The following is a 15,586-nucleotide window of genomic DNA, read 5'->3' on the forward strand; positions in this document are numbered from 1 at the left end:
GATTCTCGCCCGGGAGACCTCGTACATGACGGCCGGCCCGAAGGTGGGCACGGCGAGGTCCGGAATCGGGCGCGGTTTATTATGCCAGAGCAGAACGGGAGCGAAGCCCGCGGCCCGAGCTCAGCCTTCCGAGACGCGGGAGGGCGCCTCGACGAGTTCCCACACGCGCTTCGCGTAGTCGTCCCAGGTCGACCGCTCGAGTCGGCCCGTCTCTCGACGCAGGGTCTCGATGCGAGCGTCGTCTTCGAGCAGCGACCCGAGTTCTCGGGCGATGGCGTGGACGTCGTAGGGATCGACCAGTACTGCCCCATGGCCTTCGCCCAGCTCGCGCATGCTCCCGAAGTCGCTCGTCAGCACGGGCGTTCCACTCGCGAGCGACTCGACGACAGGGAGGCCGAACCCCTCGTTGAGGCTGCAGAAGACACTCAGGCGGGCGATCCGGTACAGGCTCCATACGGTGTCGTCGCCGACCGCGGACAAAAGGGAGATGGGCCTGCCTGCGGCCAGGAGCGCCTCGACCATGCGGGTGAAGTCAGCGTCACCCCAGGCGTTCCCTCCCACGAGCACGAGATGGAACTCATCACCCGCGCGCCACCGCAGCTCGGCCGCGGCGAGCAGCGTCAGGTGGTTCTTCCGTGGTTCGTGGCTGCCGACGGCCAGAACTGTCGGGACCCCGTCGTCGAGCCCGAGCTCGCTCGTCACGCGGGCGACGGTCGCGTCGTCGATCGCCGCGCTCTGGCGCGGAAGCGGGACCGGCACCACGCGCGGCCCAGAGAGTCCGGCGCCGCCGAGCATCTGCGCCCACCCGCGGAACTCCGTAGCCGACGCGTTCGAGACAGAGGCGACGACGTCGAACCCGGCCAGCGCCGCGAGGTATTTGGAGAACGCTCCGGCCATTCCCGGTCCGGCCGTCTCCGACGTGGTCACGGGGATGCAATCGTGGCCGATCGCGACGGCACGACTCCGGGAGTAGCGGGCGATCGTGCGGATGTTCTCGGAACGGCGACCCTGGGTCGTGATCTCCGGTAGGACAAAGGTCGCTCGATACGGGACCACGACCGTCGAGGGAAGCCGGCGAACGCGCCGACGAGTGTCCGCGTCGAGCACGACTCGCGAGGCTTCGAGTTCGGTGAGACCGGCCAGTCGGGCGCCGGCGTGATCCCATGAGACGAGGTCGACGTCGTCGTGATCACGGACCCATCGGGTCACGGACTCCCGCGTGACACGCTGGATCCCGGTGGTGAAAGCGCTCCGACCGGTCTCCGTGACGTCGACGACGACTCCCGACGCCACGACGACCCGCACACCGGGCTTCGGTCGGGACGAACCCCAGGCGGCCAGGAGAGGCTCCTCGACCCCGTCGAGTCTCCACGACCGAGTGAATTCGACGATCTCCGAGCTCCGCGGGATGCGCTGCTGGAGACACGCGAGAAAGACGTAGGAGACGGTGGGATCCGGGGCTCCGAGAGCCGAGGACACCTCGCGCACTAGAGCACGACCGGAAGTCCGTCGCCAGCCGAACGCGTTGCCGAGGACTGCCGTCGCGGCCGCACGGAGGGCGTCGTCGGCCCCCTCTCGGCCGAGGGGTGGGAGGACGGAGAGGACGGGGGCGAAGGGGTTCGGCATCAGACGACCGCCTCCGTTCGCACCAGGGGCGCGACGGCGGACTGCCAGAGTTCGTCCGCGTACTCGCCCCAGCTCTTCGGCGTCTGCTCAGTGATCTCGCCGTGAAGACCCGAGACGAGTTCGTCGTCGACCAGGAGCCGACGCATCGCGTCGACGATCGACTCGTCGTCCCGGGGGTCGACCTGGACGCACCCCCCGACGGAGGCGACTTCGTCCAGACTTCCGAAGTCGCTCGTCAGCACCGGGGTGCCGAATGCCAGGGACTCCGCCACGGGCAGGCCGAACCCCTCGTGCAAGGAGACGAAGACGGAGAAGCGAGCCCGAGCGAAGAGCGACCAGAGATCGTCGTCGCCGAGTCTCCGGTGCGACTCCACGCGCATCCCCTCTTTTTGCAGGCGCGACACCTTGGCGTCGAAGCGGAAGGTGTTCTGCCGGCTGCCGCTGCCCACGAAGACGATGCGGAAGTCGAGACCCTCGCGGAACAGGACCTGGGCGGCGAACAGGACCGCCTCCTGGTTCTTCCGAGGCTCGTGGCTGCCGACACAGATGATCAGCGGCGGCTCTTTCGGATCGACGACGACGCTCTCGACAGCAGCTCGAGCCGACGACGAGACCTCGGTGGCGAGCGAGACCGTCACGATCTCGGGAGGCTCGACGCCCTGACTGGGGAGCATGCTCGCGAAAGCACGGAACTCATCGGCGGCGGACCCGCTGATCCCGGCGATCACATCGACGTGCTTGGCGAAGCTCAGGAAGTGGGCGAAGCGTTCCGACTCGTCGTCGGGAAGGGTGTCGGCGCTGACCAGGGGGATGGCGTCGTACCCGATGATCGAGACGCGGTTCGGAGAGAATTGCGCCAGCGCCGAGAGCTCGGGGCAGACGCCGTCGGCGGGGACCTCGGTCACGAGGATGGTGCTCTTCCACGGCACCAGAAGGGCGGCCTGCTCGAGGTCGCGGTTGGTCGCCCGGGGGTCCAGCTCTTTCGGGAACCTCCGGTCGCTCCAGTGGAGGACACGATCGAGCTGACGTTCGGTGAGGGAGGTGTACCCGGTCTGATCCTCGGTCCAGGCGACCAGCCGGTGGGGGCGATCCTCTCGCCCCTGCCACTCCGGGACCGTGTGGCGGACCACTCGCTGGATGCCCGTGTTGTGCTCCCATCGGGCGCAGTAGTCGACGTCGACCAACACCTCGTCACGGACGACTTCGATCGACCGAAGGGACGCGAAGACCTGCGAGGCCGCCTCGATCGCGCCCTCGAGGGCGCTGAGGTAAGCGGTGGCCGGAGTCGACAGGACGAGGGCGCGTCGGAGACGGCCGAAGTCGTCCGGCTCGGGGAAGACGCCTGTGATAGCGACGTGTAACAGCCAGATCTCATTCGGGTCGGCGGACGCTGCCACTCGACGTGCGACGACTTCGAGCGCCTCGGCGGCCGTCGGAGCCGGAGGCAGGGCGATCGACAGGGTTCGGGCCACGACCTCGACGCGCGAGCGGAGGGCGGCGTGGAGCGCGGTCGTCTCGGGCCGCACGTCAGCGTCCGAGCCGCTTGGCGACGGCGACGGCCGCCAGCTGGGCGGCGGGGACCACGCCGATCTCGTTCGCCCGGTGCTGCAGGATCCGAGCCCATCGCAGCGGCTTCGTGACCCGCCAGGACAACGTCGCCTGAATCTCCTGGACCGCGCCGGTCACGCTCGAGGTGACCCGGAACCAGTCGTCGAGCACGGCCTCCCGGAGTTCGGCCAGATCGGCCTCGGCACCTGGCGCTTGCGGGGCCGGTTTCGCGTCGTCGTGCGAGAGAACGGACACAGGGACTCCTCCGGGGTGGCTTCGTCGATGCGGGAGAACCGTTCCGGCCTCGAGCACGACACGACAGCTTATCCTGCCGAGGTCCAGGCCTCGCGGAGGCTCGACGCTATAGTGACGTGTCGGAAAACGCCGAGAAATCCTAAGGAATTGAATTGACGAAGCGCGCCCTCATCACCGGAGTCACTGGTCAAGACGGAATGTACCTCAGCCGTCTTCTCCTCTCGAAGGGGTATGAGGTGTTCGGGCTCGTTCGCGGCCAGAACAACCCCAAACGCGAGATCATCGAGGCCTGGGCCCCCGAAGTGAAGATCCTCACCGGCGACCTGCTCGACCAGTCCAGCCTGTTGCGCGCTCTCAACGCCGCCCAGCCCGACGAGGTCTACAACCTCGGCGCGATCTCCTTCGTCGCCTACTCGTGGGAGAACGCCCAGCTGACCAGCCAGGTGACCGGGCTCGGCGTCCTCAACATCCTCGAGGCGATCCGCCTCTACGCCGGCGACGACGTGTCGAAGGTCCGCTTCTACCAAGCGTCGTCCTCCGAGATGTTCGGCCGCGTCCAGGAGGTGCCCCAGAAGGAGACCACTCTCCTCTGGCCCCGTTCGCCCTATGGCGTCGCCAAGGTGTTCGGTCACTACATGACCATCAACTACCGCGAGTCGTACGGCATGCACGCCTCCTCCGGTGTCCTCTTCAACCACGAGTCGCCTCTCCGCGGCCCGGAGTTCGTGACCCGCAAGATCTCGATCGCCGTGGCCCGGATCGCCCTCGGCCTCCAGGACAAGCTCAGCCTCGGCAACATCGACGCCAAGCGCGACTGGGGCTTCGCCGGCGACTACGTCGAAGCCATGTGGCGCATGCTGCAGCAGGACACCGCCGACGACTACGTCATCTCCACCGGCGAGACCCATCCCGTCCGCGAGTACCTCGACATCGCCTTCAACCACGTCGGCATCTCCGATTGGGAGAAGCACGTCTTCCAGGACCCCCAGTTCTTCCGACCTGCCGAGGTCGACCTGCTCATCGGCGACGCCGCCAAGGCGAAGGACGTCCTGGCCTGGACACCGACGCTGTCCTTCGACGGTCTCGTCAAAAAGATGGTGGACGCCGATCTCGAGAACGAGAAGGCCAAGCAGGGCCGCTAGGCCCCGCCGTCATCATGCCTGTAGCCCTCCTCACCGGAGTCTCCGGCCAGACGGGCAGCTACCTTGCCGAGAATCTCCTGGCCCGCGGCTGGGACGTGCACGGCATCCAGCGCGAGGATTCACGGGACCCCTTGGTGCCTGCTGCGGTACGGCTCCATCAGGCCGATCTCGCCGACTTCTCGACGACGGCCGAGGTGGTCGCGGAGGTGTCGCCGGACACCCTCTGGAATCTGGCTGCCTTGAGTTCCGTCGCGGCTTCCTGGAACCGTCCCTTGGAGACGTCGCTCCTCAATGGGGCCGCGGTCGCCAATCTGCTCCAGGCGGTCGACGGTCTTCCCTCGATTCCGGGAGGCCGTGGCTTCGTCCAGGCGGCCAGCGCCGAGATCTTCGGTTCGGCCGACGTCTCGCCGCAGACGGAGTCGACACCGATTCGGCCCGTCAACCCGTACGGGGCGTCGAAGGCCTACGCCCACGTCCTCGTAGGGGCTTACCGCGCGGCCGGGCTGCGTGCGTCCAGTGTCGTGTTGTACAACCACGAGTCGCCGCGACGCCCCGAGGCGTTCGTCACCCGGAAGATCACGGCCGGCGTGGCCCGAATCGTCCGAGGCACGCAGAGCGAGCTCGTGCTCGGCAATCTCGATGCGAAGCGTGACTGGGGGTGGGCCCCCGACTACGCCGAAGCCCTGGCACTGGTCGGACTCTCCCCGACAGCGGACGACTACGTCGTGGCGACCGGAGAATCACACACCATCGAGGAATTCGTCGCAGCGGCCTTCTCTGCAGCCGGTGTGACCGATTGGCAGGACCTCGTGCGTATCGACCCCGCCTTCGTCCGACCGACCGACGCCGTCGAGATGCGGGGGGACTCCACGCGGATCCGCCACGCCCTCGGCTGGAATCCCACTCTGGCGTTCTCCGGCGTGGTGGAGGCCATGGTGAAGCACGACCTCTCGACGTCTTGACCTCATGCTGAGACGTCTCCGCACCGCCGCACTGGTCGTGGAGGTCGAACCGATTCCCGATCGGGAGCAGCTGGCGGTGGCCTCCGGCGAAGCGGCTGGGAGTACGTTCTCGCTCGACACGAGGGCGGCCGTCCTCACGGATCCGGCGCCGAGCGGCCTGTACCCTGATGCCTTGTCCCACCCCAGCGCGAATCCGGAAAGTCGGTGTCCATGAGCCTCAAGGTTCTCGTCGACGCCACCTCGATTCCGGCTCACGCCGGTGGAGTAGGTCGCTACCTCCTCGATCTCATCCCCGCGCTGGCGGCGCGCGACGACGTCGAGGTGATCATCGCGGCGCAGGAACGCGACGCCGACATGTGGGCGCAGCGGGCGCCTCGTGCGACGCTCGCGATCGTTCCCCGACGGGCCCGATCGGTGCGCGGTCGCCTGCTCTGGGAGCAATTCGGCCTCTCCGGCCTCGCCCGGCGACACGGGGTGGACGTCGTCCATGCCCCTCACTACACGATGCCCGTGTTCGCGCGAGGGCCCGTCGTCGTGACACTGCACGACGCCACCTTCTTCTCGCATCCCCACCTCCACTCGCGCCTCAAGCGAGTCTTCTTCCGCTTCTGGACCCGGTGGTCGGTGCGCCATGCCGCCGTCTGCGTCGCGCCAAGCGCAGCCACGCTCGACGAGGTGCGCCGGGCCACGCGTAACCGCCTCGAAGGAGCAGTGGTCGCTTACCACGGCATCGACACGGACCGCTTCCGTCCAGCGTCGACGGCCGCAATCGCGAACGCCGCTGCGGCCTTCACCGGCCGAGGTCCCTACGTCGCCTTCGTCGGGACCATCGAGCCCCGCAAGAACCTCGTCCCTCTCATCCGGGGGTTCCTCGACGCGATCGACGAGGAACGGCTGGCCGGCTGGCGCCTACTCGTGGCCGGGGGTGCGGGTTGGGACGAAGAAGCGGTCGCACTCCTTCGCAGCGACTCGCTCCCACCCTCCGTCCAGTGGGTCGGCTTCCTCGAGGATGAAACCCTGCCCGGGTTCCTGTCGGGCGCCGATCTCGTCGCCTATCCGAGCGAGGGCGAGGGATTCGGTCTTCCCGTCCTCGAAGCCATGGCCTGCGGGTCGGCCGTGCTCACTACGGCCCGTCTGGCGCTTCCCGAAGTCGGGGGCGACGTCGCCTACTACGGCGAGCCGACCCGAACGGCACTCGCCCACGACCTTCGCAGGATCCTTCTCGACCGGAGAGGGCGCCACGACCGAGCCGCGGCCGGGCCCGAGCGCGCCGGCTCCTTCACCTGGCAGCGATCGGCCGCCGAACACATGGTCGCCTATCGGGCGGCGGCCGAGTCCGGGAAGGGTCGCTCGTGAGCGGCGGCACCCCGCTCGGGGGCGTGGGAGTCGTCACCATCACCTACTCCCCCGGTCGGACCCTCGACGACTTCGTCCGCTCGCTCGAGACGGAGTCCTTCCCGCCTCGCGAGATCGTCGTGGTGGACAACGGTTCGGTCGATGGTGCGCCCGAGCGCGTGGCCGCCGCCCAGAAGCACGTCCGACTCGTCCGCTCCCCGGGCAACGTCGGTTACGGCCGCGCAGCCAACCTCGGCGTCGGCCAATTCGGCCCCGAGGTCAGCTGGGTGCTGGTCTGCAACCCCGACACGCAGGTCACGCCGGGTGCGGTGGAGGCCCTGCTCGCTGCAGCAGCCGACCATCCACGTGCGGGGATCCTCGGCCCACGCATCCTCGAGCCGGATGGCACCGTCTACCCCTCGGCCAGGGCGCTCCCCTCCATCCGCACGGGCGTCGGCCACGCGGTGTTCTCCGGCGTCTGGCCGACCAATCCGTGGACCCGGCGCTATCAGCAGCGTGACGTCTCGTCGTCGTCCGAGCCGACGACGGTGGGCTGGCTTTCAGGAGCCTTCCTCCTCCTGCGCCGCGAGGCGTTCGAGTCGATCGGCGGATTCGACAGCGACTTCTTCATGTACTTCGAGGATGTGGACCTCGGACGGCGGATGACGAACGCAGGTTGGCTCAACCTCTTCGTCCCGGCTGCGGTCGTCGTCCACATCGGCGGCGCGAGCACCGACCACGTCGCGGACGCCATGATCGCCGCACACCACCGCAGCGCGTACACCTACATCGCCAAGACGCACCCGGGCATGGTCTGGGCTCCGATACGGGTGGCGGTCCGCCTGGGTCTGGCCGTTCGCGCGCGATCGATCGTCCGGAAATCCCACCGAGCGCTTCCGAGCTCGTCGGCGCGCCACTGATAGCCTCGGTTGACTTCTTCGTGCCATCCGTCGTGAAGCACGTGTCCACGATCAGAGGAACGACAGCGATGACCCGAGCCCTACGCCGCCACGACGCCGCCACGGGCACGCTCCTCACGCGGTGGGCTCCTCTCGCCACGCTCGCCATCGCCTTCGTGGTGGGAGTCCTCCTCCGCCTGCAGGCGATCGCTCCGGGCAGCGCCTTCAACGGAGACGAAGCCGTGACCGGCGTCATGGTCCGGCACATCCTTCGAGGCGAGAACCAGTACGTCTACTTCACGGGCCAGGAGTACAACGGATCTCTCGAGCAGTACATCCAGGCCGCCATGTACGCGATCTTCCGGCTGCCGGAGACCCCCTTCACCCTCCGCCTCGTCCAGGTCGCGTTCGGGGCCGCCACCATCGCTCTCGTGTACGTCCTGACTCGTTTCGTGATGCCGAACCGCTGGCCTGCAGTCGCGGCTGCCGCCTACTTCGCCGCAGGGCCTTACTTCAACGTTCTGATCGGAACGGAGAGCTACGGAGCCTACGACAGCCGCCAGCTCGTCGCTCTGGTCGGTGTCGTCATCGCCCTCCGGGTGACGGGTTGGACGTGGAACGGCGAGCGAAAAGAACCAGGCCGGTGGGCGGTCGCTCTCTGGCTCGGAGCGTTCGGCGTCGTCCTCGGCCTCACCGTCTGGCTCGGGCTCCCCGCCCTAGAGGTGCTCGTGATGGCCGCCGTCTGGCTCCTACCGACCCTTCTGCGATCGTGGCGTGGTCTGGTACTCGGGATCCTCGGAATCGTGGTCGGAGCCGGGCCGGTCCTCGTCTGGGTCGTCACCAACGGCAGACTGCCGACGTCCACGAGTCCACAGACCCCCACCTCTTTCCTGGAGCGCGCTCACCTGCTCTTCAGCTATGTCGCGCGGCAATACCTGGGGCTGGCCGGCCCGCCGCGACTCCAGAGCATCGTGATCCTGCTGCTGGTGGCAGTCCTCCTCGCAGCATGGGTCGTGCGCGCTCGAGGGCTTCTCGGAATTCTGACTCTCCGTCTGGCTCCTCGGCGACCCGGCGATCTCATCCTGGCGATCATCCCGGTCGCGGTGCTCATCTATCTCGCCTCCTCGTACACGTGGTTCATCGACAGCCCGAGGTATTTGAACGTGCTCTTCCCCGTGACCGCCGTCGCCTTCGGCATGCTGGTTCACCGCTCGGCCTCGTTGCGACTACCCGGCCGCGGCGGCTCCAGACGGGTCAGCGCCGTCCTTGTGAGCATCCTCGCCGTGCTCCTGGTCGGATCGACTGTCTCGGGCACTGCGCGCAGAACCCATTCGGCCAACGCCAGTGCGGAGGCGAGTTTCGCCAGCGCGGCGAACATGGAGAAGGCCGAGGCGTATCTCGAGTCGCACGGAGATCTGCGCGTGTACGCCGACTACTGGACGGCTCTCCCGGCTCAGTACTACGACGACGACGAGAAGATCGCGTTCGCCCCGTTGGTGGACGGAAAGAGCAAGGGCGGGGAGGACAACGCACTCGTCGAAGCATCACCCACTTTCGTCTACATGACGTCGAATCAAACGACACCTGATCGCGTGGCCGCCATCAAAGCAGCCCTCGACTCTCACGGCGTCACGTATGACGAGGTCCACATCGGCCGCGTGACCATCTTCGACGACCTCAGCAAGCAACTCCGGCCCAACGAATTGGGATTGATCACCTTCTGACATGCCCGGCCAAGTCGGTCGACCCGGGTCAGTCCTGAGCGGGCGGCTCGAAGTCCGGCGCGCTCTCCAGATCGACCGCACCTCGCGGGAAGGCCTCCGCGCGGGCCGGTCCGATGAGGTCGGTCTGGCGCTGGAACCGTGCGACGAGCTCCTCGTCCTCGATCTCGTCGAACTCGCTGTCGGCCGATTCCGCCACGATCTGGCTGGCCGGGCCCAGCAGGAAATTGGCCCGCCCGACCGTGCCGTCGGCATTGCGGATCGGGATGTCGATGGCCGCGGAAGAGCTTCGCCGTGCCAACGCCTCCGCGTAGGAGATGAGGGCACGCGCGATCGACGTTCCGGTGAGGACCGACGCGTTCGCGTAGAAGATGCGTTCCATGATTCGTGAGTACACCTCCGCCCCTGAGCGAAGACCGCCGTACCCCTCCGCGAGGGACCCCGCGAGGATTTCCGACCCCCGCGAGCGCGGCCCTCAGCCCAGCAGCCCGCGCAGGTACTCGCCGTAGCCGCTCTTCACGAGCGGGGCCGCCAGGGCGCGGAGCGCGGCGTCGTCGATCCACCCGTGCCGCCAGGCAATCTCTTCCACGCAGCCGATCTTGAAACCCTGACGCTGTTCGATCACACGGACGTATTCGGACGCCTGCATCATCGACTCGTGCGTGCCGGTGTCGAGCCACGCCGTGCCCCGCTCGAGCACCTGCACCTGCAGGCGCCCCTCGGCGAGGTAGCGCTCGTTGATCGTGGTGATCTCGAGCTCGCCCCGCGGGCTCGGCTCGATGGACTTCGCGATCGCCACGACGTCGTTGTCGTAGAAGTAGAGGCCCGGAACCACGTAATTGCTCTTGGGATGCTCGGGCTTCTCCTCGATCGAGAGGGCGACGAAGTCCGCGTCGAACTCGACGACGCCATACGACCGGGGATTGCTCACGTGGTAGGCGAAGATCACGCCGCCATCGGGATCGGTGTTGGCACGCAGATTCGTGCCGAGCCCGGTGCCGTGGAAGATGTTGTCGCCGAGCACGAGGGCGACCTTCTCGTCGCCGATGAACTCCTCGCCGATGAGGAAGGCCTGCGCGAGCCCGTCGGGCGACGCCTGCACGGCGTAGGAGATCTCGAGGCCCAGCTCGGAGCCGTCGCCGAGGAGGCGCTCGAACGAGGAGGCATCCTCCGGGGTGGTGATGATGAGGATCTCGCGGATGCCCGCCGACATCAGCGTCGACAGGGGGTAGTAGACCATCGGCTTGTCGTAGATCGGCATCAGCTGCTTCGAGATGCCCTTGGTGATGGGGTAGAGACGGGTGCCGGAGCCGCCCGCGAGGATGATGCCGCGCACCGCCCGCTCACCGCCCTTCGATGGGAGTCGAGACGGTCCGCAGCGACTCGGCGTAGGCCACGCACGCGTCGTACGACGGCAGCAGCCCGGCGGCTGCGGCCTCGGCCAGGGTCGGGGCCGCCACGTCTTTCGGCGACAGCAGCGGCGTGCCCAGGTCAGGCGGGAAGACCAGACCGATCTCGGGGTCGCTCACGCTCAGCCCCTTCTCGCGCTGGGGGTCGAACACGGAGGAGACGAGGTAGTTCACGGTGGCCCCGTCGGTCAGCGCCACGATCGCGTGCCCGAGGCCCTCCGACAGGTAGACGGCCCGGCGGTCGACGTCGTCGATCACGACGCTGTCCCACTGGCCGAACGTCGGCGAGCCGACCCGGATGTCGACGACGAAGTCGATGAAGGCCCCCTTGGGTGCCGAGACGTATTTGGCCTGGCTCGGCGGGAGCAGCGCGTAGTGGATGCCCCGCACGACGCCCTTCGCCGACACCGACGTGTTGGTCTGCCGCAGGTCGAGAGCGTGCCCGGCCGTCTCTTCGAGTGCCTCGAAGCGGTACTGCTCGAAGAAGACCCCTCGCTCGTCGCCGTGCTGCGTCGGCGTGAACTCCCACGCCCCCTGGATGTTCAGCTCGCGAATCTGCATCCGCCCAGTATACGTAGGGACACATTTCGCCTTCGGGTGTGCCAGGCTTCGGCTATGACGTCCTCGGCACCCGAATCGGACCTCACCGGCTGGGCGCGGGCGCCCTTCACCGGCGGCGGCCTCACCTACGACTGTTACGAGAAGGGCTCGGGCCCGGGAGTGGTCCTCATCCCCGAGGTGCCCGGCATCACCCCCGAGGTGCTGGGGTTGGCCGATCACCTGGTCGACGAAGGCTTCACCGTGGTCGTGCCGTCGCCGTTCGGCGAGCCCGGTCGCGCCCCGACGACCGGCTACGTGGTCCGGACCGTCTCGCGCTTGTGCGTCTCGGCCGAGTTCCGGGCGTTCGCCGTCAACGCGCACCGCCCCATCACCGATTATCTGCGGGCCGTGGCCGCGGACCTCGCCTCCCGGACCCCGGGGCCCGGCGTCGGCGTCATCGGCATGTGCTTCACCGGCGGCTTCGCTCTGGCGGCTGCACTGGACGACTCCGTCGTCGCCTCGGTGCTCAGCCAGCCCGCTGTGCCGATGCCGCTGGGTCGAGCGCGACAACTGGCACCGGCGCCCGTCTCCGCCGAGGAGTTCGACCGGATCGCCGAGCGGGCCGACGCGGGTGAGGTCTGCGCTCTGGGGCTCCGCTTCAGCAACGACTTCTCCGCTCCCCGGGCTCGATTCGCGACGATCTCGAAGAGGCTGGGCGACGCGTTCGAGGTCATCGAGCTCGACTCCTCACTGGGCAACGCGGGCGGCTTCTCGAAGGGTGCCCATTCCGTTCTGACGCACGAGGTGCGCGACGAGCCGGGCCACCCGGCGCTCGAGGCGCGGCGCCGTGTCGTCGAGTTCCTCCGGGGGCGGTTGGTCCCGGCGGCGTGAGCCGTGCATCCCGCCGCCTCGTGAGGTCGAACCTTGGAGTCCGCGCGGCGCTCGGCGCGTCGCCCGACGGCAGTGCTTGGATGGGCACGTGAGCGACTGGATCGACGGACTGCCCCCTGCGGCACACGAACGCATCGCTCGCCAGCGTGCCAGCAGCACGTCCGGCTCGCTTCTCTCCGCTCCGGCGGCGGCGGCTCTTCGCAGCTCCGGTCTCGCTCCTGTCGGCGAGGTCTTCGGCTGCCTGGTCATGCAGCTCGGCTGGACCATGGGCGGGTGCGGGGCCTACGGCAGCCGCGGCTTCGGGACGGGCGGGTTCGGGATGCTCGGGGGCGGCTACACGACGCCGGTCACGACGTCCGGCGGCTCGTCCGGCAAGTACGGCGGCTTCGGCCCCTACGTGAAGGCGTTCGAGAAGGCCTGGTACGGCGCCGTCGACCGGATGCTGACGGAAGCCCGCGCCCTGGGCGCCGAGGGCGTCGTCGGCGTGCAGGTCACCCGCAAGCGCATGGAGAACTCCACCTGGGAGTTCACGGCGATCGGGACGGCCGTCCGCAGCGTCGACACGGCTCTCATGCCCCGCCCGAGCCGCAGCGGCGAGGTCTGGTACGCCGGCCTCAGCGCCGAGGACTGCGCGGCCGCCATCCTGTCCGGCCTCGTTCCCCGTGGGCTCGTCCTCGGCATCTCGGTCGCGACGAAGCACGAGGACTACCAGCTCAAGATGCAGCGCAACAGCTGGTCCAACACCGAAGTCGACGGGCTCACGCTCCTGCTGCAGGCCGCACGGAAGGACGCTCGGGCTCAACTCGCCGCGCGAGCCTCCCGGGTCGGCGGCAGCGACCTCGTCATCTCCCACTCCTTCGTCGGCGAATTCGAGACCCCGTGCGGCGAGGAGAAGGACCTCCACGCCGAGGCGATCTTCGTCGGCACCGTCCTGGGCCCCGGCCCGATGGCCGACTTCCGCACCCACAAACGCCCCGGCACCGCGGCCGTGATGACCGTGATGCCTCTGACCGACCCGCCGTCGCGCCGACGGTGAAAGGAACCCCCTCATGAGCGATGCCGATCTCTCGCAGGTCTCCCTGCCCCCGGACGCCCGAGCGCGCCTCGCCGACGGAAAGAAGAACCTCTTCACCTCCGACCTGTCGGTGAACGAGTTCCTGCTCGTCAAGCAGGCCGGGTTCCGGCCGGTCGGCCTCGTGCTGGGCACCAGTGTGTACCACGTGGGGATCCAGATCGGTAAGTGGTCGAAGAACATGGAGCTCGACAAGCTGAGCCAGGCCATGTACCACGCCCGCGAACTCGCCATGACGCGCATGGAGGCCGAAGCGGACGCTCTCGGCGCCGACGGCATCGTCGGGGTCCGCCTCGAGATCGAGTTCAAGGAGTACGGCAACGACCTCGCCGAGTTCATCGCGGTCGGCACGGCCGTCGTGGCCGAGAAGGCACCGCCCACCGGCAAGTGGCGTAACAACAAGGGCCTGCCCTTCACGTCCGACCTGTCGGGTCAAGACTTCTGGACCCTGATCCAGGCCGGCTACGCCCCGCAGGGCCTCGTCATGGGCACCTGCGTCTATCACATCGCCCACCGCGGCATGATGGCGTCGCTCGGCTCGATCGGCTCCAACGTCGAGATTCCGCAGTACACGGAGGCCCTCTACGACGCCCGCGAGCTCGCCATGGGCCGCATGCAGACGGAGGCCGAGGTGCTCGGATCCGAGGGCATCGTCGGCGTGCAGCTCAACTCCCTCGCCCACCGCTGGGGCGGCCACACCACCGAGTTCTTCGCGATCGGCACGGCTGTCCGCAGTCTGCGGGACGACCACGTCATCGCCACGCCGAGCCTCGTCCTCCCGCTGACCGACGGGCCCTCCCGGTGAGCGACGGGGCCATCGGGCTCACGGCCTCGGCCGACGACGACCCGCAGGTCCTACTCGACTCCCTCGCCGAAGGCGTGACCCGCGCCTTGCCAGCGTCGGTCGTCCGCGAGGTCCTCGACGTGACCCGCAACCGGTCGCTGGGCGATCGCATGGCGGGCCGACCCGGCCGTGCCGAGTCGCTCCGGATCACCCGTGAGGGCCGCTCGATGACCTTGAGCCTGGAGCGAGGCGGCCGGCTCGTGACCGAGGTGGCTCGCGTCGCCGGCGGGATCATCATCTCCCGGAAGACCCCGCCGCTCGGCGAGTGGCTCGAGCTGTTCGCCGGCGAGATCGGAGCCATTGCCGCCGACGCCGCCGGAGACGCGGCGACGGCCGCGCGGGCGTTGACCGTGCTGGGCGTGCGACCGGCCGGGTCCGACCTGGCGGTGGACGAGAGCGACATCGGCGCGAGCATCCTCACCCTCCCCTCGCGTCTTCGCGGACGGATCCCCGACGAGGCCCTCACCCGCGTCGAGCGGATTGTGGCCCTGGTGCACGAGACGCTCCCCCGCGTGACCGGCGGCGGCGAGGCCGAGGTCGTGGTCGAGCGGACGGCGACGGCCTACCTGCCCGACACGCTGCGGGCCTACCTCGCGCTGCCCGCCGACTGGGCGACGTCCCACGTGCTGTCGAACGGCCGAACCTCGGCCGACACCCTGGTCGCTCAGCTCGACGACCTCGAGACGGCGGCGACGAGGATGCGAGATGCCGCGGTCGAGCAGGACGCCTCGGCCCTGCTCGTCAACGGCCGATTCCTCGCCGATCGTTTCGCGACAGGGCTCGAGCTGCAGTAGCCGCCCCGCTACGCCAACGACTCGACGGCCTTAGCGACCCGGCGAGCGCGGGTGTCCGCGGCCTTGGCCTGCTCGATCGGTTCCACCAGCGCTCGCTTGCGGCTGTGCGACAGCGCGTCGAACGCCGCTCGCACGCCGGAGGCGTCCAGTGCCGACGCCAGGTCGGCGGGCACGGCGACCTCGCGCGGCGCGTCGTCCAGCGCGAGAGCCACCTCGACCTCGTCGCCGGCGGCGAACCCCGACGCCTTGCGGTGGTCGGAGCTGAGCGGGATCAAGAACTTGCCGCTCATGATGCCCACGGTCGAGCGGTATTCGTAGCCGTCGGGCGAGGCCGCACCGCTCACGGTGACGACGACCGCCGGCTTCTTGCCGGCACCCAGCTCGTCGATCACGGCCGGCGGCACCTCCAGTCCGGTCGCCGTCTGGCGAGCGAGAAGGATGGTGGTGTGGAACGTGGGCACGGGGCTCTCCTGTCGGTCGGTGACTGGATCATGCCGTTCACGGCCCGGTCGGCGCAAGCGTCGGCAATCGGCCCGCGGAGCGCGCGG

General features: G+C 68.7%; 16 protein-coding genes. 9 read left to right on the plus strand and 7 right to left on the minus strand.

What is annotated here, in order from left to right:
* Positions 1 to 120: 120 nt before the first annotated feature.
* From ABEA39_RS18310 to ABEA39_RS18320, 3 genes are read right to left on the minus strand one after another with little or no spacing between them, the layout of a single operon-like run.
* Positions 121 to 1,626: a glycosyltransferase family 4 protein gene (locus ABEA39_RS18310; RefSeq protein ID WP_345377413.1), complete on the minus strand. Its 1,506-nt coding sequence runs from the start codon at positions 1,624 to 1,626 to the stop codon at positions 121 to 123.
* A complete protein-coding gene (locus ABEA39_RS18315; protein WP_345377414.1) occupies positions 1,626 to 3,152 on the minus strand; it encodes a glycosyltransferase in 1,527 nt (508 codons plus the stop codon). The genes ABEA39_RS18310 and ABEA39_RS18315 overlap by 1 nt, the downstream gene beginning before the upstream one ends.
* 1 nt (position 3,153) lies before the next feature.
* Complete coding sequence (locus tag ABEA39_RS18320) at positions 3,154 to 3,429, minus strand: hypothetical protein (protein WP_345377415.1); 276 nt, start codon at positions 3,427 to 3,429, stop codon at positions 3,154 to 3,156.
* A gap of 152 nt (positions 3,430 to 3,581) precedes the next feature.
* Between ABEA39_RS18320 and ABEA39_RS18325 the strand changes: the two genes are divergently transcribed.
* The 5 genes from ABEA39_RS18325 (at position 3,582) to ABEA39_RS18345 (ending at position 9,491) form a co-directional block, all read left to right on the plus strand.
* The gene (locus tag ABEA39_RS18325) at positions 3,582 to 4,571 is read left to right on the plus strand and encodes a GDP-mannose 4,6-dehydratase (protein ID WP_345377416.1); all 990 of its coding nucleotides are present in this window, start codon (positions 3,582 to 3,584) and stop codon (positions 4,569 to 4,571) included.
* Between the two features lie 14 nt (positions 4,572 to 4,585).
* Entirely contained in the window at positions 4,586 to 5,533 is a 948-nt protein-coding gene (locus tag ABEA39_RS18330; protein WP_345377417.1) for a GDP-mannose 4,6-dehydratase, read from the plus strand.
* 210 nt (positions 5,534 to 5,743) lie between these two features.
* Entirely contained in the window at positions 5,744 to 6,889 is a 1,146-nt protein-coding gene (locus tag ABEA39_RS18335) for a glycosyltransferase family 4 protein (RefSeq protein WP_345377418.1), read from the plus strand.
* Entirely contained in the window at positions 6,886 to 7,788 is a 903-nt protein-coding gene (locus ABEA39_RS18340; RefSeq protein ID WP_345377419.1) for a glycosyltransferase family 2 protein, read from the plus strand. The genes ABEA39_RS18335 and ABEA39_RS18340 overlap by 4 nt, the downstream gene beginning before the upstream one ends.
* A 68-nt stretch (positions 7,789 to 7,856) precedes the next feature.
* Entirely contained in the window at positions 7,857 to 9,491 is a 1,635-nt protein-coding gene (locus ABEA39_RS18345; RefSeq protein WP_345377420.1) for a hypothetical protein, read from the plus strand.
* A gap of 28 nt (positions 9,492 to 9,519) precedes the next feature.
* Here the strand turns inward: ABEA39_RS18345 and ABEA39_RS18350 are convergent, their stop codons facing one another.
* From ABEA39_RS18350 to ABEA39_RS18360, 3 genes are all read right to left on the minus strand, one after another.
* Positions 9,520 to 9,870 (minus strand): hypothetical protein, encoded by a 351-nt coding sequence (locus ABEA39_RS18350; RefSeq protein ID WP_345377421.1) that lies wholly within the window; start codon positions 9,868 to 9,870, stop codon positions 9,520 to 9,522.
* 93 nt (positions 9,871 to 9,963) lie between these two features.
* Entirely contained in the window at positions 9,964 to 10,824 is an 861-nt protein-coding gene (gene rfbA / locus ABEA39_RS18355) for a glucose-1-phosphate thymidylyltransferase RfbA (RefSeq protein WP_345377422.1), read from the minus strand.
* 7 nt (positions 10,825 to 10,831) lie between these two features.
* Complete coding sequence (locus ABEA39_RS18360; RefSeq protein ID WP_345377423.1) at positions 10,832 to 11,458, minus strand: dTDP-4-dehydrorhamnose 3,5-epimerase family protein; 627 nt, start codon at positions 11,456 to 11,458, stop codon at positions 10,832 to 10,834.
* Between the two features lie 54 nt (positions 11,459 to 11,512).
* Here ABEA39_RS18360 and ABEA39_RS18365 point away from each other — a divergent pair, with 54 nt between their 5' ends.
* From ABEA39_RS18365 to ABEA39_RS18380, 4 genes are all read left to right on the plus strand, one after another.
* Positions 11,513 to 12,328 carry a dienelactone hydrolase family protein gene (locus tag ABEA39_RS18365; protein WP_345377424.1) on the plus strand — a complete coding sequence of 272 codons (816 nt, stop codon included), beginning with the start codon at positions 11,513 to 11,515 and terminating at the stop codon, positions 12,326 to 12,328.
* Positions 12,329 to 12,416: 88 nt separating this feature from the next.
* A complete protein-coding gene (locus ABEA39_RS18370; protein WP_345377425.1) occupies positions 12,417 to 13,364 on the plus strand; it encodes a heavy metal-binding domain-containing protein in 948 nt (315 codons plus the stop codon).
* A 13-nt stretch (positions 13,365 to 13,377) separates the two neighbouring features.
* Positions 13,378 to 14,205 carry a heavy metal-binding domain-containing protein gene (locus ABEA39_RS18375; protein WP_345377426.1) on the plus strand — a complete coding sequence of 276 codons (828 nt, stop codon included), beginning with the start codon at positions 13,378 to 13,380 and terminating at the stop codon, positions 14,203 to 14,205.
* A complete protein-coding gene (locus ABEA39_RS18380; RefSeq protein WP_345377427.1) occupies positions 14,202 to 15,038 on the plus strand; it encodes a hypothetical protein in 837 nt (278 codons plus the stop codon). Before ABEA39_RS18375 ends, ABEA39_RS18380 begins: the two co-directional genes overlap by 4 nt.
* An 8-nt stretch (positions 15,039 to 15,046) precedes the next feature.
* Here ABEA39_RS18380 and ABEA39_RS18385 read toward each other — a convergent pair whose 3' ends face one another.
* Positions 15,047 to 15,499, minus strand: a complete 453-nt coding sequence (locus ABEA39_RS18385; protein ID WP_345377428.1) for a YdeI/OmpD-associated family protein — start codon at positions 15,497 to 15,499, stop codon at positions 15,047 to 15,049.
* Positions 15,500 to 15,586: the final 87 nt, after the last annotated feature.

Origin of the sequence: Frondihabitans cladoniiphilus (assembly GCF_039544345.1) — a bacterium.
Lineage (GTDB): Bacteria > Actinomycetota > Actinomycetes > Actinomycetales > Microbacteriaceae > Frondihabitans > Frondihabitans cladoniiphilus.

Coding starts and splice junctions, on each gene's coding strand:
- ABEA39_RS18310 (WP_345377413.1), bottom strand. CDS start 1,626: ATGCCGAACCCCTTCGCCCCCGTCCTCTCCGTCCTCCCACCCCTCGGC.
- ABEA39_RS18330 (WP_345377417.1), top strand. CDS start 4,586: ATGCCTGTAGCCCTCCTCACCGGAGTCTCCGGCCAGACGGGCAGCTAC.
- ABEA39_RS18335 (WP_345377418.1), top strand. CDS start 5,744: ATGAGCCTCAAGGTTCTCGTCGACGCCACCTCGATTCCGGCTCACGCC.
- ABEA39_RS18345 (WP_345377420.1), top strand. CDS start 7,857: ATGACCCGAGCCCTACGCCGCCACGACGCCGCCACGGGCACGCTCCTC.
- ABEA39_RS18350 (WP_345377421.1), bottom strand. CDS start 9,870: ATGGAACGCATCTTCTACGCGAACGCGTCGGTCCTCACCGGAACGTCG.
- ABEA39_RS18360 (WP_345377423.1), bottom strand. CDS start 11,458: ATGCAGATTCGCGAGCTGAACATCCAGGGGGCGTGGGAGTTCACGCCG.
- ABEA39_RS18365 (WP_345377424.1), top strand. CDS start 11,513: ATGACGTCCTCGGCACCCGAATCGGACCTCACCGGCTGGGCGCGGGCG.
- ABEA39_RS18375 (WP_345377426.1), top strand. CDS start 13,378: ATGAGCGATGCCGATCTCTCGCAGGTCTCCCTGCCCCCGGACGCCCGA.